Below are 24,696 nucleotides of genomic sequence, written 5' to 3' on the forward strand. Positions count from 1 at the left end.
AAGACTTATCTCCAGAAAGGGTTGGTTCCAAAACTATCATGCTTAAAATAATCATACAATTTATAAACTGAAATTTTAACGGCAGGTGACTATTTCACTTCCCGGGCAGACTATGCTTACTATTGCCGCCGCCTTCACGCCCGGCCTGAATCGTGCCAGAATAATGACATATTTCGGCTTAAATTGTCGCTGAATCAGGATATTAACCACCCATGAAGGGTAAATATAAAGCCGCGCTTGCGCTGATACTTGCATTGATTCTGCTGCCGCTGTCGCTGCTGCTCACGGTGGCGTACTGGCTGCCGACGCTCGCCGGGATCTGGCTGCCACAGGGCACCCGTATTGCGCTGGAGGACAGCCCGCGCCTGCACAACGGGGCGATTATTATCCCCGATCTTCGTTATCTCGCCGGGGAATGCGAGCTTGCCAGCCTCAAAGATGCAAGCCTCAGCCATCCGAGCCGCTGGCGGCTTCACCTCGCGGAGCTGAATCTCAATCCAGACTGCATCAGCAAGATCCCCGCCGATGATGTGGCTCCCGCCGCACCGCGCACCCTTGAAGAATGGCAGAAAATGCTGCCGAACACCTGGCTGACTATCGACCAGCTTAACGTCACGCCGTGGCTGCAGTATGCGGGGGCGCTGCATCTCTCTTTGACCCCGCAGCAGCAGCAGCTGGATTATCAGGGGAAATTGCTCACGCTTTCCGCCACGCTCAAAGGGCAAAACCTGAAAATTAGCGATCTAAAAGTCGGGGCATTCGAAGGGCTTCCGCCGCTTGAGCTGGTGGGTGACTTAACGCTCCCGCTGGTGCCGGATGGCCTGCCGACGGATGGGCAAGTGGCCACGCAGGTGCAAATTCCCCAGGAGCCGGACAGGCTGCACGTGGCCCTGAACTGGCACACTAACGCCGGCAACCTGACGGTGAAAAAATTATCAGGCGACGAGGCCCCGCTGCTGAACATTCCCTGGCGCCTGAGCGAAAACGCCCTTGAGATTAACGCCGGGCAGTGGCGCTGGCCTTATGAAGGTTTCCCGCTGGGCGGCGGAGTGTCGCTGAAGGTGGATAACTGGCAGGCCGGGCTGGATAACGCCATTTTCACCGGGCGGCTGAATGTGCTGACTCAGGGCGACGCCGGGAAGGGCAACGCCGTGCTTAACTTCGGCCCAGGAAAACTCAGCCTGACCGACAGCGCTTTGCCGCTACAGCTCACCGGAGAGGCGAAGCAGGACCAGCTTATTTTCTATGCCGCGTTGCCCGGTGAACTGACGGGCGCATTAACCGACCCATCGCTGCTGTTCCATCCGGGCGCCTTGCTGCGCTCCCGTGGCCGCCTGATTGAAACGCTGAATATTGACGATGTGCGCTGGCCGCTGGCGGGCGTGCGAGTCTCCAGTAAAGGCATCGACGGCAGACTACAGGCTATCTTACGCGCCCACGACAATGAAATGGGCGCCGTGGAACTGCATCTGGACGGGAAAGCCAATGACTTCCTGCCGGACGCCGGGCTGTGGCAATGGCGCTACTGGGGCAAAGGCAGCTTTACGCCGATGCAGGCAAAATGGGACGTTCGCGGCGTGGGCGAATGGCGTGACAGCGCCATTGAACTGAGTTCGCTGTCCACCGGTTTCGACAAGCTGCAGTACGGCTCAATGCTGATGTCGAAGCCTCGTCTTAGCCTGGACAACCCGCTGCGCTGGGAGCGGAACGAAGAAAAAGAGATCTTCACCGGCGGTTTCTCCCTGGACGCGGGGGCGACCACCTTTAGCGGCGGCAGCACCTTGCCGCCATCGACGCTTAAATTCAGCGTGGACGGACAAAACCCGACCGCTTTCCTGTTCAAAGGCAATTTACACGCCGGGGAAATTGGCCCGGTACGTGTGGTCGGACGCTGGGACGGGGAGCGCCTGAGAGGCAACGCGTGGTGGCCAAAACAGACGCTCACCGTGTTCCAGCCGCTGCTGCCCACTGACTGGAAAATGGATTTGAAAGGGGGCGATCTCTACGCCCAGGTAGCCTTCTCCGCGGCGGCCGGGCAGGGCTTTGAAGCCGGGGGCCACGGCGTGGTCAAAAGCGGCAGCGTGTGGATGCCGGATAACCAGATTAACGGCGTCGATTTTGTGCTGCCGTTCCGCTTTAGCGATTCAACCTGGCACTTTGGCAGGCGTAGGCCGGTCACGCTGCGCATTGCTGAAGTTCGCAACCAGATAGTGGCACAAAACATCACCGCCGATCTGGAAGGCTGGTATCCATGGAGCGAACAGCAGCCGCTGCTGCTGACCAACGTCAATGCGGATGTGCTGGGCGGCAAGATCTCAATGCAGCAATTGCGCATGCCCCAGCGGGACGCGGCGCTTTTACGGCTGCAGGGGCTCTCCTCCAGCCAGCTCGTCACCGCCATCAACCCTAAACAGTTCAGTATGTCCGGGCGCTTCAACGGCGCGCTGCCGCTGTGGATCAATCACCCGCAGTGGATTATCAAAGACGGCTGGCTGACCAACCCTGGCCCAATGACCTTCCGCATGGACAAAGACATGGCGGATGCCATCGTGGACAACAACATGGCGGCTGGCGCGGCAATCAACTGGCTGCGCTACATGGAGATCTCGCGCTCATGGACACAAATCGACCTCGACAACCTCGGCGTGGTCAGGATGCGCTCCAGCGTGACCGGCATCAGTCACGTGGAGGGAAAAACTAACACCGTCAATCTCAACTATACCCATCAGGAAAACCTGTTTACCCTGTGGCGCAGTTTGCGCTTTGGCGATAATTTACAAACCTGGCTGGAAGAGAACGCCGCGCTGCCAACGGCTCGCTGCACCCAGCCCGGTGAAGCCTGTGAGGAACCCAAATGAACTATTTTACCCCTGCGCTGCTGGCATCGGCGGCGCTGATGCTGACAGGCTGCACGCCGCGCATTGAAGTGGCCGCCCCTAAAGAGCCGATCACCATCAATATGAACGTCAAAATCGAACACGAAATCCACATCAAAGTGGATAAAGACGTTGAAAGCCTGCTTAAAAACCGTAGCGATCTGTTCTGAGAAGGGGAACGGCGATGAACTCTATAATTAAAGGCGTGCTGCTGGCTGGCCTGTTGTTCAGCACATCCGTGATGGCGCTGACCCTAAACGAAGCGCGTGAGCAGGGGCGGGTGGGCGAAACGCTAAGCGGCTATATTGCGCCCATCAAGCAGGATCCGGAGACGCTGGCACTGGTGCAAAGCATCAATGAAGGCCGCGCCCGACACTACCAGCAACTGGCAGACACCAACAATGTCTCGCTCAATGAGGTTGCTCGCCTGGCTGGCCAAAAGCTGGTGGACAGAGCACCTGCCGGAGAATACGTCCGCGGGCTGAACGGGCAGTGGATGAAGAAGTAGCTTTATGTCTATTCCCCCTAACTTGTCTTCCCCCTATCCCTTTGGGAGAGGGCCGGGGTGAGGGTTGCCTTTCAGGCTGATTGAAAACGCTTGCGATACTCCCCAGGCGACACGCCAAACCTGCCCTTAAACGCCGTTGAAAAATGGCTGTGATCGGCAAATCCCCAGCTGTAGCCAATCCCCGCCAGTTTTTCACTGTGACTGGCCGTGCGCAGCGCCTGGGCGCAGAGATCCAGTCGGCGATTCTTAATGTATTGCGCCACAACCAGGCCTTTATCGGCAAACAGTCGGTAAAGACTGCGCACTGACATCCCCGACTCGGCGGCGATCCACTCCGGGCGTAGCGTTTCGGACTGAATATGGTCATCAATCAGCGACATGACTTTCTGCAGGTGGCGGTCGCGCTTTGAGCCCGGCAGGTTGTGCTGAATCAGCGCCGGCGCGAGCAGGCAGGCAATCGCTTCGAGCGTGGCTTCACTTTCTCCGCCACTGAGCCCCTCGCTACCCATACTTTCACGCAGCAAACCGTGGCTTAGGCGCACAACAGGCATATCTGCGGAGAGTCTTTGTGCGCAGGGGACTTCGCCCTGGCGAAGGTGGTGTTCCAACAGATGGCGCGGCAGCAAAAGCGAAACCTGCTTCGCCCCGTCGGTATAGGTAAAACAGCTGGGGCGGGCAGCATCAATCAGCGTAATATCACCCTGAGTAAGCACGGCCTGGCGATCGCCTTGCTCCATGACGGCTTCGCCCTCCAGCTGAAAAACGGTATAAAACCAGGCGTCGTTGCTTTGGGTAACTTCCTGCTTTGTGCGCAGCAGGCGTGCCTGGTTAATTTCCACCACGCTAAGTTTAATGGCATGGGCAAGGTGTTCGCTCAGGCTGCCGTGAAACCCGCTCTCCAGCGCCGCACCTGAAAAACGACCACATGCGCGATTCACCTGGTCAAGCCATTTTTCGAATCGCTCGTTGCACTGTTTTTCTGCCATATATCCTCACTGATTGCCGCCAGAAGCCAATAACTATAGATAAACGTGATTCAAAAAAAGAATCATCATCAACATTTGTGTAGCGTGTCACAGCCAGCAAAGCGAATGTCAGCCGGAGAAAACCCTAACCTCAACATAGCGCCTAGAATGAAGGTGGGCTACACGATAATGACCTTGATAAGGAGATGCTATGACTGAGCCAGAAACGGTAAGCGTGCTGGGCAGTGTGCGACAGTTTCTTCAGCGTTCACATGGGCTGTACATTGACGGCCGCTGGCAGCCGTCAGACAGCGAAGGGCGCCTGCCGGTCTTTAATCCGGCGGACGGGCAGCAAATTTCCAGCAGCGCCGACGCCAGCGCCTCGGATGTCGACCGCGCGGTAACGTCTGCCTGGCGTGCCTTCAGCAGCGGCGTATGGGCCAACATGCTACCTGCCGGGCGGGAGCGGATCCTGCTACGGTTTGCTGACCTGCTTGAGCAAAACACGGAAGAACTGGCGCAGCTTGAAACGCTGGAGCAGGGTAAGTCCATTAACATCTCTCGTGCATTTGAAGTCGGCTGCACGCTGAACTGGATGCGCTATACCGCAGGCTTGACAACCAAAATCAGCGGTCAGACGCTGGATGTTTCTATCCCGATGCCGGAAGGGGCGCGCTATCAGGCATGGACGCGCAAAGAACCCGTTGGGGTCGTGGCCGGGATCGTGCCGTGGAACTTCCCGCTGCTTATTGGCATGTGGAAAGTGATGCCGGCGCTGGCGGCAGGCTGCTCGATTGTCGTCAAACCTTCAGAAACTACGCCGCTAACGCTGCTGCGTATGGCTGAGCTGGCCACCGAGGCGGGCGTACCGGACGGCGTATTTAACGCCGTCACCGGCAGCGGCTCCGGCTGCGGTAAAGCCCTGACCGAACATCCGCTGATTGCCAAAGTCAGCTTCACCGGCTCGACGGCGACGGGTAAAGGCATTGCCAAATCAGCTGCAGACAGGCTAACGCGCGTCACGCTGGAGCTGGGGGGGAAAAACCCGGCAATCGTATTGAAAGATGCCGACCCGGCGATGGTCATTGAAGGTTTAATAGCGGGCAGCTTCCTCAATCAGGGGCAGGTGTGCGCCGCCAGTTCGCGGATCTATATCGAAGCCCCGCTGTTCGACACGCTGGTGAGCGGCTTTGAGCAAGCGGTGAAATCGCTGCAGGTGGGGGCGGGCATGAACCCAGCGGCCCACATCAACCCGCTGGTATCGAAAGTGCAACAGGAAAAAGTGGCCGGATATCTGGCGCAGGCGCAAGAGCAGCGCGCGGAGCTACTCTCCGGGAATTCAGGCCCGCAGGGCAGCGGCTACTATATTGCCCCAACGCTGGTAGTGAACCCTGCCGCCTCTCTGCGCCTTGCCAGAGAAGAGGTCTTTGGCCCGGTGGTTAACCTCGTGCGCGTGGCGGATGCGGAAGAAGCCTTGCGACAGGCCAACGACAGCGAGTACGGCCTCACGGCAAGCCTGTGGACCAACAATCTGCAGGCAGCAATGCAGTACACCGGGCGGATACAGGCGGGCACGGTCTGGGTGAACAGCCATACGCTGATCGACGCTAATATGCCGTTTGGCGGCATGAAGCAGTCGGGCACAGGGCGTGATTTTGGCCCGGACTGGCTTGATGCCTACACCGAAACCAAAACCGTGTGCGTGCGTTACTAAACGTTGGCACATTTCGGCACTTATCACGCCCCGGAATAAGTTACGGCTGGTAATCTGCAGGTCCCCTCCCGCGAGGGAAGATCGTTATCCGATCTTGACCATTAATCTTGATAAGAAATGTTGCTACCTTCAGACCGGGTTTCCCCCGGTCTTTTTTTTTGCATTTTTTTGTCAAGAAGACGTTATTTTAGTCATGAAATGATTTTTTTCCGTGACAATTTCCCCGGGTTAAAATCTGCCCAACGCCCTTATTTTGCGTAGAACTTGCGACAATGTAACATTTATGGAAAAACAACCAAAAATGAGCAGCACGGATTTATTGAAGAACTTCGCTGGAATGTAAAATTGATGTAAATCAATGCTTATTCCATAAGTTGATGAATTATAACTATTAGCTATTTATCACGATGTCTCTATTCACGAGATCAATCGAGCTGTTTTTTCAGAGCATCTCCTTTTGAGTAACATACTCTTAACAATAAATCATTGGTGAGGTTAATTTTTATTTGGTAGGATTTTTCTTAAGGATGATTCGGAAAAAGGATCTAAGTGATTTGCTCCGCAGGACTAAATAAGTCATATTGCGTAACGCCTTTATATAAAGAGGCAGCGTGAAATCATGACCTTCATTTATTAAGAAGACATGAAAGCGGTCGACAGCTTTCTACCTCTTTATAGTCACAACGTCTCGCTCCAGAAATAAACGGGGCGCAATAATGTGGGCGTTTTAATTCAACCATTACAGTCGTTTAAATACATCAGCTACTCATCCGTGCCTGTTTATTCCCAATGCAGGAAGGAGCAACATCATCCTGATTATTTAATGGATAAGGATATTGCCGTTTATGCTTCAGTCTTATTCCCTGCCGGTCGCGATGTTTGCCGTTATTTTTTTCGGCAGCGGCATGCGGGTGAATGCCGCACCAGCGCCGGCCTGGGCCACAGCACCCGGCATCGCGCAAACGGCAACCCTCACGCTGAACGAAAGTATTCTGTTCGCTCTTGACCGCGATCCTGCTGTTTCTCAGCAGGCAGCTCAGTTCGGGATTGGTCAGGCGCAGATTGATCAAGCCCGCAGCGCCTGGATGCCGCAGGTCTCCCTCAGCGGCAGCACCGGGCATTCGCGTACCACGGACTCCAGCGGTTCCCTCAAGAACTCGGCTGCCTACGGGCTTAGCCTGACGCAGCTGGTGTATGACTTTGGGAAAACCAGCAGCAACATTAGTCAGCAGGAGAGCCAGCGTGAGAGCTATCGCTACCAGCTTATGGCGACGTTGACCGGTGTGGCAGAAAAAACGGCGCAGGCCTATGTCGATGTGAAGCGTAACCAGGCGCTGATCGCGGCAACGACAGAGAGTATTGCCGCGCTGCAAAACGTCAACACTATGGCAAAGCTGCGGGCGGATGCCGGGCTGAGTTCGAGTTCGGACGTGCTGCAAACCCAGACTCGCATTGCCGGTATGCGCTCAACGCTTGAACAATATCAGGCGGCGTTCCAAAGCGCGAAAGCGAGACTGGCGGTATTAACCGGAATCAGCGCCGCGCAATATCAGGCCATGCCGGTACGCCTGGCGCTTGAACAGGAACCGCTGGACAACATTGATTACTCGCTGATCCCGAGCGTGCTGGCGGCGGAGGCCATGCGTGAGTCTTCAGGGTATGCCGTAGAGAAAGCGAAATCGGGCCACTGGCCCACGTTGAGCCTGAAAGGCGGACGCACTCGTTACCAGTCCAACAACAGCGCGTACTGGGACGATCAGATTCAGCTGAGCGTGGACGCGCCTATCTATCAGGGTGGGGCGGTCTCCGCCCAGGTCGAGCAGGCTCAGGGAGCCAGACGTATTGCGGCTTCTCAGGTTGAGCAGGCGAAATTCGACGTGCTGCAAAAAGCGTCCGTGGCAATGGCTGACTGGAACGGGGCCAGAGGCCGTGAAACGGCGGGAAAACTCCAGCTGGAAAATGCCCGACGCGCGCGGGAAGTTTATAAAAATGAATATAAATTAAGCAAACGCAGTCTCAACGACTTATTAAGCGTGGAGCAGGATGTGTTCCAGGCGGCCTATGCACAAATTAATGCGGACTTCGACGGCTGGCAGGCGGCAGTAAATTACGCTGCCGCCGTTGATAATCTATTGCCCCTGACAGGCGTCGAGAAAAATGCCGCCTCGAAATTACCGGATTTGAAATAAATGGTGTGAAAGTAGTGGCTTAGCCCCGCCACATAAAAATAAGTTGATGTGAAATGAGATCCGGAATTCTCAGGGGTTTCTACATCCAAAAATTAATACCGTATGCCTCGTTCCGGCATATATAAGGAGAAGTGCTATGAGTAAGATTCTTGAAGTTATTTCCCGCAAGGACGCAGAGAAAACCCTGGTAACAGGCGATGGGAATCTCTCTGTGTCGCTTTCATCCCCCTCTGTCATTCAGATTCACGGCAGCGCTAAAGATGTGGCGCACTATCTGCGTCAGGGCAACGATCTGCTGGTATACATGAAAGACGGCAGCGTTATTCGCTGCAATGGCTATTTTGTGGAGGAAGAAGGGCGGTCTGGGCACCATTCAGAACTGGTGTTTGATGACGGCAAGGCACTGACGCATATCACTTTCGACGAAGCGGGCGCCGCGGTTGGCACCCAGGGCACGGCTTTAACGGAAACCTCCGTCCCCATTGAATCCATTGCACCATTCATGGACGGCTCTGCGCTCGGCGATGTGCCGTGGGGCTGGGTTGCTGGTGCCGTGGCCGGGGGCGCGGGTATCGGGGCGCTGCTGGCACACGGCGGCGGGAAGTCACACACCACCGTTATCGACAATACCAAAGAGGTCGAAAGCGCCCGGCCAACGTTCACGGTTACCGATAATAAAGGCGACAGCAAAGGGCTGCTGAGCAGCAACGCGGTGACCGATGACGCAACGCCAACCTTCAGCGGCTCCGGACAGCCGGGAGCCACTATTCAGGTCAAAGACAGCAGCGGCAACACCATTGCCAGTACCATGGTCGACAGCAACGGCAACTGGAAAGTGCTGCTGAGCGAGCAGCCGGACGGGACGCACACCTACAGCGTGGTGCAAATCGACGGCAATAAAGTCACCTCTGCCGGGGATATTACCCTCAATGTTGTTACCGCTCAGGCTTCACTGACCGTCGCGACGACGGCAGGCGACAATATGATCAACGCGGCGGAGCAGGCAAACGACGTTATCATCAGCGGCAGTTCGCAGGCACTGGCCAGCGGCACGGCGTTAACCCTCACCCTGAACGGGAAAACTTACAGCACAACCGTAGGTAGCGACGGCAGCTGGAGCGTAACCGTGCCTGCAGCCGACGCCAAAAACCTGGCGGACGGGAGCTGGACGGTAGCCGTGAGCGGGAAAGACGCCGCAGGCAACAATGTCACTGCCAGTGAAACGCTGGTGGTGGACACGAAAGCGCCTGGGCTGACGGTAAATGCCATCGCCGACGACAACATCATTAATGCGGTTGAACACGGCGCGGCGGTGATCATCGGCGGTAAAACTGACGCCGAAGCCGGGCAGGTGGTCACGCTTAAGCTGAACGGCAAAACCTATACCGCAACGGTAAGCGCAGACGGCAGCTGGAGCATGACCGTGCCGGCGGATGATGTGCAGACTATGGCGGACAATAGCTACACGCTGAACTTCAGCGTCAGCGATAAAGCGGGCAACACCACCACCACTAACACCTCTCTGCTGGTCGACACCACGCCGCCGGAAGCCAGCGTCAATACCGTGGCCGGGGATGATATTCTCAGCGTCAGCGAACAGGGCCAGGCACAGATCATTTCTGGCACCAGCCGTGGCGCAGCCCCTGGCGACAAAGTCACCGTTTCCATTGGCGGAGAAACCTGGCAAACCAGCGTGCAGCAGGATGGCAGCTGGAGCGTCGGCGTGCCCAAAGAAGTTATTTCATCGCTGCCGGAAGGCACAAATACCGTGGCCGTGACCATCACCGATGCGGCGGGAAACAGTGGCCGAGTAGAGCATGACATCACCGTCAGCTCCACGCCGCCAGCGGTTGCTTTCCATCCGATAAGCCAGGACAACGTGCTGAACGCCATTGAGGCGACTCAGCCGTTAACGCTGAGCGGCACCAGCAATTTACCGGACGGCAGCACCGTCACCGTCAGGCTGAATAACGTCAATTATACCGCCGACGTTCAGGGCGGTGTCTGGCAGGTTCAGGTACCCGTTGAGGATGTCGTCAAGCTGGGCGATACCACTTACACGCTGAGCGTCAGCGGCACGGACAGTACGGGAAATACGGGGACGGCGAACGCGACGCTGCTGGTTGATACGGCACTGCCTACGGTAGTGGTGTCGACCTTCGCGGGCGACAACCGCGTCAATAACAGCGAAATCACCAGCGACCAGACGCTGAGCGGGCGAGTCACCGGCGCGCATGAAGGCGACACGGTTACCCTTAACGTAGGTGGAAAAAACTACACCACCAAAGTACAAAGCGATTTGACCTGGAGCATCACTGTTTCTGCGGGCGACCTGCAGGCGCTGGGCGATGGCGATGTTTCCGTAGTCGCCTCCGTGACCAACGGTCACGGCAACACCGGCCGGGGTGACAGTAGTTTTAATATCAACGCCCAGCTCCCGGGGCTGCGCATCAATACCGTGTCCGGGGATGACGTGATTAACGCCATCGAGCAGCATCAGGATTTGACGGTGAGCGGCACCAGCTCGCACCTCAACGCCGGGACAATTATTACCGTACGCGTGAATGGCGTGGATTACCCGGCGGCTGTAAGCGCCACCGGCACCTGGCAAATAGGGATCCCGGCAAGCGATCTGGCCGGCTGGCCGAACGGTAAGCTGAACATTAGCGCCAGTTCTGCCGATGAATGGGGCAACCCGGTTGCGGCCTCCCGCCCGGTGGACGTTGACCTGAACTCCGTCGCTATCTCCATCAACAGCGTGACCAGCGATGACATGCTGAATGCGGTTGAGAAGGCCGCAGATCTTACCCTGGGCGGGAAAACTCAGGGCGTAGAAACCGGGCAAACTGTAGTCATTAAATTTGCCGGGCACACCTACACCACAACCGTTAACGAAAACGGTGACTGGACGTATACCGTGCCAGCGGCGGATATGCGCGACATGATTGATGGCCGCGCAGAAGTGTCCGTGAGCGTCACCAATGCCAGCGGTAATAGCGCCAGCGGCGCACGGGAAGTGCTGGTCGATACCCAACCGCCGTCAATCACGCTCCACAGCGTCACGGCTGACAATATTCTTAATCATGCCGAAGCGGCACAAGACCTGGTCATCACCGGGACCAGCACCGCACAGCCGGGGCAAACGGTCACCGTGAACCTCAATAACCAAAGCTACACCGGGCAGGTTCTGGCCGATGGCACCTGGAGCATCACCGTGCCGGTTGCAGATCTGGCTAATCTAACCGACGGAAACTGGTCTATCAGCGCCAGCGTCAGCGACATAGCTGGCAACCCGGCCAGCACCAACCACGGCATGCTGGTCGATACCACCGTGCCGGTGGTCACCATCAATGTTTTCGCTGGCGATAACATCGTTAACCGCGCCGAACATTCCCAGGCGCAGATCTTGTCCGGTAAAGCCACCGGCGCGGCCGCGGGCGACAGCGTTAAAGTCACCGTTAACGGCGTCGAGTATTCTACGGTGCTGGACGCCGGTGGAAACTGGAGCATTGGCCTGCCTGCAGAGGTGATAGGCGGTCTGGCAGACGGCAAATATACCGCAACGGTCGCGGTGACGGATAAAGCAGGCAACGTCGGCGGCAGCTCGCTGGCGTTTGATGTTGCTACCGGACTGCCGCAAATCACCATCAATGTCATCGCGCAGGATGACGTGATTAACGCGGCAGAAAAGAGCGCAGAAGTTACCATTAGCGGGACCAGCAACCAGCCGGACGGGACACAAATCACCGTGAATCTGAACGGCGTTGACTATGCTGCCGTCGTCAACGGCAGTGCCTGGAGCGTTAAGATCCCGGCGCCGGACGTCGCAAAATTGGGTGAAGCTAACTATACCGTTAACGCATCGGTCACGGATGCCAGCGGTAACAGCAATTCTGCCAGTCACAGCGTGCTGGTCGACAGCTCGCTGCCTGTCATCACTATTAATACCGTCGCGGGCGACAACATCATCAACCTGGCGGAGGTTAACGCCGGACAGGTGCTCAGCGGCAGCGCGTTCAACGCGGCGGCAGGAGATGAAGTTACCGTCATTCTTGGCGGTAAAAGCTATACGGTTACCGTCCAGAGCGACCTGAGCTGGAGTTTGCCGCTGAGCAAAGAGATGCTCACCGCGCTGGGCGATGGTGAGCTTACCGTTCACGCCTCCGTCACCAACGGGCGCGGTAACACCGGCAGCACGGATCATGACATCACGATCGCAGCCCAGCTGCCGGGCCTGCGTATTAATACTATCGCGGGCGATGACGTGATCAACCTCGCGGAGCATAGCCAGGATCTCATTGTCAGCGGCACCAGCATTGGCCTCAACGCGGGTAGCGTGGTGACCGTGACGCTAAACGGCAAAGACTATCTGGCAACGGTAAACGCCGACGGCACCTGGAGCGCCGCCGTACCGGGAAGCGACGTTAGCCGCTGGCCTGACGGCGTGCTGACGGTAACCGCAAAAGCAGAGGATGGTGCCCAAAATCCGGTCAGCATCGACGGTATCGTGGATGTCGATTTAGCGCCGGTGTCCATCAGCGTGAATAGCGTCACGGCCGATAACGTGCTGAACGCGGCAGAAAAAGGCAGCGATCTGGTGCTCTCCGGCTTGACCACTAACGTTGAGCCGGGCCAGACCGTCAGCATTACCTTCGCCGGGCATCGCTATACCACCGTCGTGAATGACGACGGGAGCTGGCGCTATACCGTACCAGCCGCCGACATGGCAAAACTGAAAGACGGTGATGCCCAGGTGACCGTCAGCGTCAGCAACGTGAACGGTAACCCGGCAAACGCCGCCCAGGAATACAGCGTGGACGCCAGCGCGCCAACGCTACTTATCGATCCGCTGAGCGGGGATAACCTGCTTAACGCCGCAGAAGCCAAGCAGCCGCTGATTGTCAGCGGCAGCAGCAGCGCAGAGCCGGGGCAGGACGTTACGGTGACGCTGAATAACGTCAACTATACCGCGACCGTTGGCGCCGATGGCCGCTGGAGCGTCAGCGTTCCGGCCAATGATTTAGCCGCGCTCAAGGACGGCATCATCACCGTCAGCGCCTCCGTGGCTGACAAAGCAGGTAACCCTGCAAACGCCGATCGCGGCATGCTGGTTGATATTACCGAGCCGAAGCTGACTATCGATGCCGTGGCAGGCGATGACATCATTAATGCCAGCGAGCATAACCAGGCCCACACCGTGAGCGGCACCAGCACCGGAGCTGCTGCGGGGGATGTGGTTACCGTCGTGGTGACCAACGGGCAGGGAACGTCGTTCACCTTCACCACAACGCTTGATGCGAGGGGTAACTGGAATGTCGGCATCCCGGCGTCGGTCATTAATGGCCTGGCGGACGGCAGCTACACCATCACCGCCAGCGTCACCGATGCGGCTGGCAACAGCGGCAGCGCCGATCGAGGCCTGAGCGTGAATACCGCGCTGCCGGCGATCTCGATTGCGGCCATTGCGGTGGATGACGTTATTAACGCAACGGAAAAGGGGCAGGACCTTGTGCTTTCCGGGACCAGCAACCAGCCCGCTGGCACCCTCATCACCGTCACCCTGAACGGAATTAATTACCAGGCCGTGGCCGGAACCGACGGCAGCTGGAGCACAACGATTCCGGCTTCTGCCGTCAGCAAGCTGGGTGAGGCTAATTACACGGTGACCGCGGCGGTAACCGACGCCCACGGCAATAGCAATAGCGACAGCCACAGCGTGCAGGTCGATAGCGCCTTGCCAACAGTTACTATCAACAACGTCACCAGCGACAATATTCTCAATATCACGGAAATCGCCAGCGGCCAGACGCTCAGCGGCCTCGTCACCGGGGCGGCAAAAGGTGACGTTGTCACTATTAATCTCGGCGGCAAGCTGTATCAGGCGACCGTCCAGGACGATTTAAGCTGGAGCCTGTCGGTTTCCAAAGAGATCCTCACCGCGCTGGGCAATGGCGAGCTGACCATTACTGCTTCTGTGACCAATGGACACGGCAACACCGGCAGCGGCAGCCGCGATATTGTTATCGACGCGAACCTGCCGGGGCTGCGCGTGGGTACCGTCGCGGGCGATGACGTGATTAACGCCATCGAGCATAACCAGAACCTGATTATCAACGGCACCAGCACCGGCCTCAGCGCGGGCAGCTCGGTAACCGTAACGATTAACGGTAAAGACTACGCGGCAACCGTTCGCGCGGACGGCAGCTGGCAGGCCGCCGTACCGGGAGAAGATGTCGCTCGCTGGGCAGAAGGTGCCGTCACCATTGAGGTGAAGGGCAGCAGCGGCGCGGGAAATGATGTGGCTATCCAGCATCAGGTTACCGTCGATCTCAGCGAAGTGGTGATCGGCATTAACGCCATCACCGGCGATAATGTACTGAACGCCGCTGAAAAGAGCGCCAACCTCGAACTCTCCGGCACGACGCAAAACGTAGAGCCGGGGCAAACCGTCAGCATTATCTTTGCCGGGCACACCTACACCGCCACGGTTCAGGCGGACGGCAGTTGGAAGTACACCGTCCCGGCGGCGGATATGGTGAACCTGAAAGAGGGTGACACCACCGTTCAGGTGAGCGTGACCAACAAAAATGGCAACAGTACAGAAGCGGCGCAAAACGTCAGCGTCGACAGCCTTGCTCCGACCCTGACCGTGGATCCTGTCAGCAAGGATAACCTGCTGAATGCCGCAGAGGCTAAGCAGGATCTGATTATCAGCGGAACCAGTACCGCAGAGGCGGGCCAGACCGTGACCGTGCAGCTGAACGGAGAAAGCTATCAGGCAACGGTAAAGGCAGACGGAAACTGGAGCCTGACCGTACCTGCATCGGACGTCGGTAAACTGGTTGATGGTAACGTCACCGTCACCGCAAGCGTGGAAGACCGCGCGGGTAACCCGGGCAGCGCCAGCCGCGACGTGCTGGTTGATAAAACCGTGCCTGTAGTGACCATCGGCACCGTCGCTACTGACGACGTGATTAACCAGACCGAACACGGCCAGGCGCAGGTGATCTCCGGTACCAGCACCGGTGCGCAGGCTGGCGATATTGTTACCGTTACGCTAGGCGGTAAAAGCTACACCGGCGTAGTGGACGCGAGCGGGAACTGGAGCGTCGGCATCCCGCGGGCGGATATCAGCGCGCTGGGCGATAACACCTACACCGTGACGGCCTTCATTACCGACAAAGCGGGCAATACCGGCGATGCGATTCATAGCGTCAAGGTCGATACCGCGGCACCAACCCTGACCATCGACATTATTGCGGGGGACAACATCCTCAATGCCGATGAGAAAACCGGGGATGTCATCATCAGCGGTTCCTCTACCGGGCTGGCGAGCGGGAGCGCCGTCACCGTACATCTGAACGGTAAAAACTATGCCGCTACCGTGGGCGACGACGGCAAATGGTCCACCACCGTACCAGCAGGCGACGTGGGCAAACTTGGCGAGGCCTTCTATGAAGTTTCCGTCAGCGCCAGCAACGGCGTGGGCAACGCTGGCAGCCAGAGCAGCACGCTGGAAGTCGCCTCTACGCTGCCGGGCGTTATTATCAATGCCGTGGCGATCGACGACATTATCAATGCCTCCGAGCTGGCCGCTGGCCAGACGATCACCGGGCGCGTGACCGGCGTGCAGGCCGGCGCAGACGTGACCATTAACATCGGTGGCGTCAACTATACCGCGAAGGTGCAAAGCGATCTCACCTGGAGCCTGGCCCTTAGCCAGGATGTGCTGACCGCACTGGGCGACGGCTCGCTTAAAATTAATGCTTCCGTGACGGACGGCGCGGGTAACACCGGTACCGGTTCTCGCGAAGTCACTATCGACGCGGCCCTGCCGGGCATCCGGATTAATACAATTGCGGGCGATGACGTTATCAACGCCATTGAACATGGCCTGAACCTGGTCATCAACGGCACCAGCCGCGGCCTGAGCGAAGGCAGTGCGGTAACTGTGACCATCAACGGTAAAGACTATGCCGCGACGGTACGCGCCGACGGCAGTTGGCAGACTGTGGTGCCAGGAAACGAAGTCAGCCAGTGGCAGGCCGGCGATATTACCGTTTCGGCAGGCGGAACCAGCAGCTCAGGCAACCCGGTGTCCATCGATCACACCGTCAATGTTGATCTCAGCGCGGTGGCGATAACCATCGGCCAGATTGCCGGGGACGACGTGCTGAACGTTGCCGAGAAGGGCGCTGATTTATTGCTGTCCGGGGCAACACAGAATGTGGAGGCCGGGCAGACTATCACCATTACCTTTGCCGGGCACACCTACACTACTCAGGTAGCAAGCGACGGTAGCTGGACATTCACCGTACCGGCTAATGATATGAAAGGGTTGAAAGACGGCGAGACTTCTGTGGAAGTTAGCGTCGCTAACGTGAGCGGTAACGGAGCATCGGCCGGGCGTGAAATCAGCGTGGATACCGCGGCCCCGATCCTGCAAATCAACACTATCGCCGGGGATGACGTGCTCAATGCAGCCGAGGCCGGGCAGCCGCTGGTCATCAACGGTACCAGCAATGCGGAGCCGGGTCAGACCGTGACCGTGAAGCTGAACAATGAAACTTATACCGGCACCGTGCAGGCTGACGGAACGTGGAGCATAACCGTTCCGGCGGAGAAAGCTTCTGCGCTTGGTGACGGCGTCTATTCCGTTGCAGCCAGCGTCAGCGATGCCGCAGGCAACCACACCTCCGCAAGCCATAACTTCAGCGTGGACGTCACCGTGCCGACCATCTCCTTTGGTGTGGTTGCGGGCGACGATGTGATTAACCTCGCCGAGCACGGGCAGGCACAAATTATCTCCGGTTCCAGCAGCGGCGCTGCGGCAGGGGACAAAATTACCGTGACCATTGGCTCCAACAGCTGGAGCACCACCGTGGATGCTGCGGGCAACTGGAGCATTGGCGTCCCGGCCAGCGTCGTCAGCCAGCTGGCGGACGGCACCGTCACTATTCACGCCAGCCTGACGGATGCAGCAGGTAATACGGGGATCGGTAGCCATGACGTTGTGGTCAATACCGGTTTACCGTCGCTCAGCTTCAATCCGTTAAGCGGTGACAACGTGCTTAACGCCAGTGAAAAAGGGGAAACATTAACCCTGAGCGGGACCAGCGCTAATCTGGCCCCGGGCACTGCGGTTATTGTCACGCTGAACGGTAAAAATTATACCGCCACCACCGACGCCAGCGGTAACTGGAGCGTTGACGTTCAGCCGGGCGATCTGGTCGGGCTGGGCGAAGCCAACTATACGCTGACCGCTACCGCAACAAGCGCTATCGGCAACAGCGCCAGCACTCACGCCAGTTTGTTGGTCGACACCGCCGCGCCGGGCGTCACGATTAATCCAGTGACCGCAGACAACGTCCTTAACGCGTCTGAAATCGCAGCAGGCCAGACTCTGAGCGGAAAAGTCAGCAATGCGGCAGCCGGCGACACAGTCACGATCAATCTGGGGGGGAAAACCTACACCGCGACGGTGCAGAGCGATCTGAGCTGGAGCCTCGACCTGCCTGCTAGCGTGCTTACCGCCCTGGGGAACGGAAAACTCACCGCCACGGCCTCGGTCACTAACGGGCACGGCAACAGCGGCACGGCAGAACGTGAATTTACCATTGATGCCAGCCTGCCGGGTCTTCGGATCCACACCGTGGCGGGGGACGATGTGATCAACGCCATTGAACACAATCAGAACCTGATTGTTAGCGGAAGCGCCAGCGGCATGAGCGCAGGCAGTACCGTGACCGTCACCATCAACGGCAAAGGCTACCTGGCAACGGTGAGCGCCAGCGGAACCTGGTCGGCCGCCGTACCTGCGGAAGATGTCAGCCAGTGGGCGGCAGGCAATGTCACTGTTACCGCCGCGGGCAGCAGTGGCGCGGGGAACCCGATCTCTATCGATCGCATGGTGAATGTCGACCTCAGTCCGGTTGCGGTCAGCGTTGACGCTATCACAGCAGATAACGTGCTTAACGCGGCTGAGAAAGGGGCCGATCTGGTTCTTTCAGGTAAGACCCAGAACGTTGAGGCCGGGCAAAACGTCACCATTCTTTTCGGCGGGCACACCTATACGGTGCAGGTTGCGGCCGACGGGAGCTGGAGTTACACCGTGCCAGCAGGCGATATGGCAGGGCTGAAGGATGGCGATGCGTCAGTAAAAGCTACCGTGACTAACGTGAACGGCAACGGAGCCAGCGCAGAGCGTGAGTTCAGCGTGGATGCCACGCCGCCGGGGTTTGCCATTGACCCCATTGCCACGGACAACGTTATTAATGCCGCAGAAGCAGGCGCGGGCGTCGTCGTCACCGGAACGTCAAACGCGGAAGCCGGACAGACGGTCACGCTGACCCTGGACGGAAAAACCTATACTGGCGTAGTGAAAGCGGACGGCACCTGGAGCGTAACGCTTGATGCTACAGCCCTGGGGAGCCTGGCAGATAACAACTATCAGCTTAGTGCGAGCGTCAGCGATGCGGCGGGTAACGGATCAACCAGTAGCAAAACGATAACGCTAGACACCACCGCGCCGACGATCGGCTTTAACGTCGTGGCGGGTGACGACATCATCAACTTTGAAGAGCACGCTCAGGCGCAGATTATCTCTGGCTCCAGCAGCGGCGCAGCAGCAGGGAATAAAATTGTTATTACCCTCAACGGCACTCAGTATGTCACCCAGATAGATGCCAACGGCAACTGGAGCATAGGCGTCCCGGCTTCGGCGATTTCATCGCTGAAAAACGGCACGGCAACGATTACCGCCACGCTCACCGACAGCGCCGGCAACGAGGGCACTAACACCCATACGGTTGAGGTTAACGCCGTCCGTGTTGGGCTAACCATCGGGACTATCAGCGATGACGACGTGATTAACGCCGCAGAATCTCAGCAGGATTTGGTTATCGGCGGCGGCAGCGCTGAACTGGCCGTCGGCACTCAGGTGACCGTCACGCTGAACGGCGTACAGTACCACGCCACTGTTCAACAAGGCGGTGGCTGGAGCGTTACCGTGCCGGCGAGTCAGGTGCAAAACCTGGTGCACGGTAACGGCTACACGGTCGTGGCATCGGCGACGGACAGCGCAAATAATGCCACTTCGGCAAGCCATAACATCACCATAGACACCGCAGCGCCGGTCATCACCCTCGCCGATATCTCCGGTGACAACGTGATCAACGCGGCGGAACAGCAGCTGCCGTTAACCATTCGCGGTACCAGCAGCGCGGAAGGCGGGCAAAAAGTGACCGTTAAGCTGGGAAGCGGGAGCTACGAAGCTACGGTGCAGGCGGACGGCTCCTGGAGCGTGACCGTTGCCGCGGACGACCTGGCTAAGCTTACCGACGGCAACTTCAACGTTAGCGCCTCCGTTCAGGATAAGGCAGGAAACCCGGGCAGCGCGGATCGTACTTTGACGGTGGACACCACCCCGCCAACCATCACCTTTAACAAGGTGGCGGGGGACGACATCATCAACAGCGCCGAGCAGCAGGCAGGCCAGGTCATTAGCGGCACCACTGACGCTCAGCCTGGGCAGACGGTGACCATCACCTTCAATAATCACTCTTATAAGGCGGTGGTGAGCGACACCGGAACATGGTCTGTGACGGTTCCGGCACAGGACTTCCTGGGCGCGACAGACGGCAGTTACCAGATTTCCGCCAGCGTTAGCGATAAAGCCGGCAACAGCAGTAGTGCGAATAAGCAGGTGACCCTGAATGGCGAAGTGCCGACCATCAGCGTCAATGACTTCGCGCAAGACAACATTGTCAGCGCCGCAGAACACGGCACTCCGCTGGTGATAAGCGGCGTGACCAACGCGCCTGCGGGCCAGACGGTGACCATCACCCTGAATAACCAGAGCTATACCACCACGGTCAACGGCGACGGCACCTGGAGCTACACCCTCGGCAGCGGTGCGGTTTCCGCGCTGGTCGATGGTGGCTCGTATGTGATTCATGCCAGCGTCAGCAACAGCATCGGTAACAGTGCGGGAGCAGACCGCACCGTCACGGTGGACACTACACCGCCGCAGATGACCATTACCATTGACGCTCTGCAAAACGACACCGGGCTGAGCAAGACCGACTTTATTACCGCCGATAACAAGGTGGTGGTGAAAGGTTCCCTGAGCGCGGCACTCGGCAATAACGAAAAGGCGCAGATAAGCCTCGACGGGGGATCCAGCTGGATTGACCTTGTGGTTAACGGCAAATCCTGGAGCTATGCCGACGGGCGCACGCTGCCGGACGGTATCGTGACCTATAACGTGCGCGTCATCGACAATGCCGGCAACGTGGGCTCGACGGCAACGCAAAACGTAACTATTGATACTGTTGCGCCGGATGCCAGTAAAACCATTACCGTTGAGGCCATTACCCAGGATACGGGTCTCGATGCGCACGACTTTATTACCAGTGACAATACGCTGACCATTAGCGGCAAGTTAGGGGGAACGCTGGCGGCCGGTGAACATGCCCAGATCAGTATTGATGGCGGAAAAACCTGGGTTGACGTGAGTATCAGCGGCACCACATGGAGCTACATCGATAGCCGCACGCTGGCTGACGGAGATTATCTCTATCAACTGCGCGTGATTGATGATGCGGGCAATATCGGGGCAACCACCAGCCAGTTGGTCACCGTTGATACCGTGGCACCGGATGCGAGCAAATCCGTCACCATTGACCGCATTGCCGACGATACAGGGCTGAGTAATAGCGACTTTGTCACCAGCGACACCTCGCTGACTCTCCACGGTTCTCTGGGCGCTTCACTGCTGGACGGCGAATATGTGCAGATAAGCATGGACGGCGGTCTCACCTGGAAAACGGTCACCACGGTAGGCACAACCTGGTACTTTACCGACGGACGGACGTTAACCGACGGCACGTATCAATACTATGTTCGCGTGGTCGACGCTGCGGGTAATGTCGGGCAGAGCGCTTCTCAGACGGTAACGGTAGACACCACGCCGCCGGATGCGGCTATCACCGTTACCGTGGACAGCATCACCACCGACAGCGGCTTCAGCAACAGCGACTTTATCACCAACGATAACACGCTGACGCTGAACGGCTCACTTGGCGCGGTGCTTGGCAAAAATGAATATGTTCAGGTGAGCTTCGACGGCGGAGCCAACTGGGTTAACGCCACGTCCGTCAACGGGACAAGCTGGAGCTATACCGATGGACGCCAGCTTGCGGACGGTAACCACACCTGGCAGGTTCGCGTTGTCGACCTTGCCGGAAACGTGGGAGCAACCACCAGCCAGACGGTAACGGTAGATACCGTCGCGCCAACCTATGGCATCACCATCGACAGTATTTCGGATGATACCGGGCAGAGCGCCAGCGACTTTATCACTATGGATACCACGCTGACCCTGAACGGCACCCTGGGCCACGCCCTTGCCAGCGACGAACGCGTGCAAATCAGCCTGGACGGCGGTCAGAGCTGGGTGGATGCCGTGGTGAACGGCACGGCGTGGCATTACGTGGATGGACGTACTTTGCCGGACGGCGACCATCTTTATCAGGTGCGGATTATCGATCAGGCCGGAAACGTGGGTTCAACCGCAGCCCAGGTTGTCACCGTTGATACCGTGGCGCCGGATACCGTCGGCACTATCGTCAGCTATACGGATAATGACGGCGAGCGTACCGGTAATTTCGACAGCAGCTACTCCACCGACGATACCTCGCCGGTCCTGAACGGTACGCTGAACCATGCGCTGGCCGACGGTGAAATTGCCCAGATCTTCCGCGATGGCGTGCTGGTAGGCAAAGTGACCATTACCGGCGGTACAAGCTGGACCTTTGCGGATTCTGGCCTGCTGGACGGAAATTACCACTATGTTCTGCGCGTGACGGACAAAGCGGGGAACTACACCGAGTCGAACGACTTCACGCTGACGGTCGATACCTCGGTGCCGACGACAATTGCCCACGTAGATGCGGTATCGACTTCAGATACCACGCCGATTCTCACCGGGGATGTCAGTGCCCAACTGATGAAGGGTGAATTCGTGGTCGTGACCGTGAATGGCAAAACGTACAGCTCCGAGCGCGGAGGTCCGGTGGTGGTCGATCCTTCATCTAACCGCTGGTATCTGCAAATTCCTGACAACGACCTGTTGGGGCTGAACAGCTACAACGTCACCGCTCAAGTAAAGAGTAGCGCGGGTAACGGCAACAACACCGGGATCCAGACAGGATCGCTGGTCGTGCATGCCGAAACGGCCAATGACACCAGCTGGGCGAGCACGGCGGGCAATGCGAACAACAGCGCCAGCACGTTAATGCTCAACAATAACGGTCTGTGGACGCTGGTGACCAACACCTCGGTATACAACGGCACGGATCTGAACAGTTACACCCAGACGTCGCTGCCTAATACGCGTGCGAATACCGTCAGCTACACCGCGCTGGACTTTGACCGTAACGGCACCGTTGATATCTACGGCACGGAAACCACTTACGGCAACGCGGTACAGACCATGTGGATTGCCAACGCCAATGGCACCTACACCACCAGTACCCAGGCCAACGGCACCACCATCTGGTACGGCGGCGTCATTGCCTATGACAAAAACGGCGATGGTTATGTCGACCTGGCCTACGGTGACGCCGGGGGGGACTCCAGAACCTACCTGATTAACAACAAAGGCAGCATGGTGGCCGACGGGACGAATGGCAACGGCGGCTTGACCGGCGTCAGCTACCGCGAACTGTCCGGGGTGGACATCAACAATGACGGTAACATCGATATTGTTCAGCATACCAACAGTAACGGGACCAGTGCGCTGAGCGTGATTTCTAACAACGGCAGCAAGCTGACGACCCTGCAGTCTATTGCCAACGTGTTTGTCGATAACGTGGCGAACACGACGACCGCTGCCTCCATGACGTGGGCTGACTTCAACGGCGATGGCTACCTGGATCTCTATATCGCCACCGGTCGGAGCGTGACCTCTGCGACGGTGAATTACAGCGGGAAGATTTTCTACAACGATGGCAATGGTCAGTTGAACAGCAACTACACCAGCGTGGAGTCTACGTCGACCGCGGCTAACGCGGGCTATATGTCCGTGGCCGTGGACTGGGACGGTGATGGCGACATGGATATTGTTAAGTTTTCCACCTACGGCACCAGCCAGACAGCGCGTCTGTTTAGCAACGACGGCACCGGCAAGAACTGGACCGAAAGCCAGCTGGCAAAAGGACTGGTTAACGTCACGGGCGTTGCGGTGGCGGACTACGACTGGAACGGTACTCAGGATCTGCTGGTTTCTCAGCAAAACGGGAAAGTGGTGTTGGTGGCCAACACCAACACCATCGCCCCGGGTACCGCGATGCACCTGCGCATTGTCGACAGTGAAGGGATCAACGTCTTCTACGGCAATACCGTCCGGCTGTATGACTCTGCCGGGAAGCTGGTTTCGACGCAGATTATCAACGCCCAGTCGGGCATTGGGGCGAACGACGCGTCGGCGCTGGTGAGCTTCTACGGGCTCAACCCGAATGAAACCTACCATGCCGAGCTGGTCAGAGCGATTAACGGCGTCACCAGCAATGTGACCTGGAATGGGCTGGCCGCCGGAGACGGGAAAGAAAGCTATGCCCTGACGGCGGAGGCCGCCACCGGCGTTCACGGCGGCACGCTGAACGGCACTGGCTATAACGATACCTTTATCGCCGAGCAGGGAACCTACGTCTATAACGGCGGCGGCGGCTGGGAAACTTCATCCGATCACCAGACCTGGAGCGCGACGGGCGGGATGGATGTGGTTGACTTCCGTAACTCCGGGGTAGGTATCACCGTTGATCTGGGTAAAGCCGGGGCGCAAAACACCGGCTTTAACACGGCAACCTTCACCAACATCGAAGGGATCGTCGGCTCCAGCCATGACGACGTGATCACCGGCAATAGCGGGAACAACACCTTCGAAGGCGGCGGCGGCAACGACACCTTCAACATCGGCAGCGGCGGCCACGATACGTTGCTCTACAAGCTGTTGAACAGTTCGGACGCCACCGGCGGCAACGGCCATGATGTGGTGAACGGCTTCAGCGTGGGAACCTGGGAAGGTACGGCGGACAGCGACCGTATTGACCTTCGTGAGCTGCTGCAGGGCAGCGGCTACGCCGGGGACGCATCGGCGCATTACATCAATGGCGTTGCGCAACTGGGGGCCGGGGCGGGCAATATCGGGGACTACATCAAAGTGGTGCAGAACGGCAGCAGCACTGAGATTCAAATTGACCGCGACGGCAAGGGCGGCGTCTTTGACCCGACCACGGTGGTCACGCTCAACGGGGTACAAACCGATCTCGCCACGCTGCTGGCTAACCACCAACTGTTAGTTATCTAGCCCTTATTCCGCCGGGCCTTAAGTCCGGCGGAATATCAGCAGCTTAACTTTTATTACCCGGTATAAAACATGTTT

Annotated in this window: 7 protein-coding genes; 6 read left to right on the forward strand and 1 reads right to left on the reverse strand. The window is 57.9% G+C overall.

The features are described from left to right. Nucleotides 1-212: 212 nt before the first annotated feature. From ACR6JA_RS05960 to ACR6JA_RS05970, 3 genes are read left to right on the forward strand one after another with little or no spacing between them, the layout of a single operon-like run. On the forward strand, nt 213-2,858 hold the full coding sequence (locus ACR6JA_RS05960) for a YdbH family protein (RefSeq protein WP_494493059.1): 2,646 nt from the start codon (nt 213-215) through the stop codon (nt 2,856-2,858). Continuing rightward, on the forward strand, nt 2,855-3,046 hold the full coding sequence (locus ACR6JA_RS05965; RefSeq protein WP_213714502.1) for a YnbE family lipoprotein: 192 nt from the start codon (nt 2,855-2,857) through the stop codon (nt 3,044-3,046). Before ACR6JA_RS05960 ends, ACR6JA_RS05965 begins: the two co-directional genes overlap by 4 nt. A gap of 14 nt (nt 3,047-3,060) precedes the next feature. Then, nucleotides 3,061-3,384, forward strand: coding sequence for a YdbL family probable chaperone protein (locus tag ACR6JA_RS05970; protein WP_494493060.1), 324 nt, complete (start codon nt 3,061-3,063; stop codon nt 3,382-3,384). 71 nt (nt 3,385-3,455) lie between these two features. Here the strand turns inward: ACR6JA_RS05970 and feaR are convergent, their stop codons facing one another. Next, nucleotides 3,456-4,370, reverse strand: a complete 915-nt coding sequence (gene feaR, locus ACR6JA_RS05975) for a transcriptional regulator FeaR (RefSeq protein WP_494493061.1) — start codon at nt 4,368-4,370, stop codon at nt 3,456-3,458. A 190-nt stretch (nt 4,371-4,560) separates the two neighbouring features. Here feaR and ACR6JA_RS05980 point away from each other — a divergent pair, with 190 nt between their 5' ends. The 3 genes from ACR6JA_RS05980 to ACR6JA_RS05990 all read left to right on the forward strand — a co-directional run bounded on the left by ACR6JA_RS05980 (nt 4,561) and on the right by ACR6JA_RS05990 (nt 24,621). Further along, nucleotides 4,561-6,063 carry an aldehyde dehydrogenase family protein gene (locus ACR6JA_RS05980; protein ID WP_494493062.1) on the forward strand — a complete coding sequence of 501 codons (1,503 nt, stop codon included), beginning with the start codon at nt 4,561-4,563 and terminating at the stop codon, nt 6,061-6,063. Between the two features lie 845 nt (nt 6,064-6,908). Then, nucleotides 6,909-8,252 (forward strand): TolC family outer membrane protein, encoded by a 1,344-nt coding sequence (locus ACR6JA_RS05985; RefSeq protein WP_494493063.1) that lies wholly within the window; start codon nt 6,909-6,911, stop codon nt 8,250-8,252. 136 nt (nt 8,253-8,388) lie between these two features. Continuing rightward, complete coding sequence (locus tag ACR6JA_RS05990) at nt 8,389-24,621, forward strand: Ig-like domain-containing protein (protein ID WP_494493064.1); 16,233 nt, start codon at nt 8,389-8,391, stop codon at nt 24,619-24,621. Nucleotides 24,622-24,696 lie beyond the last annotated feature (75 nt).

Source organism: Cedecea sp. B1(4), from assembly GCF_059414925.1.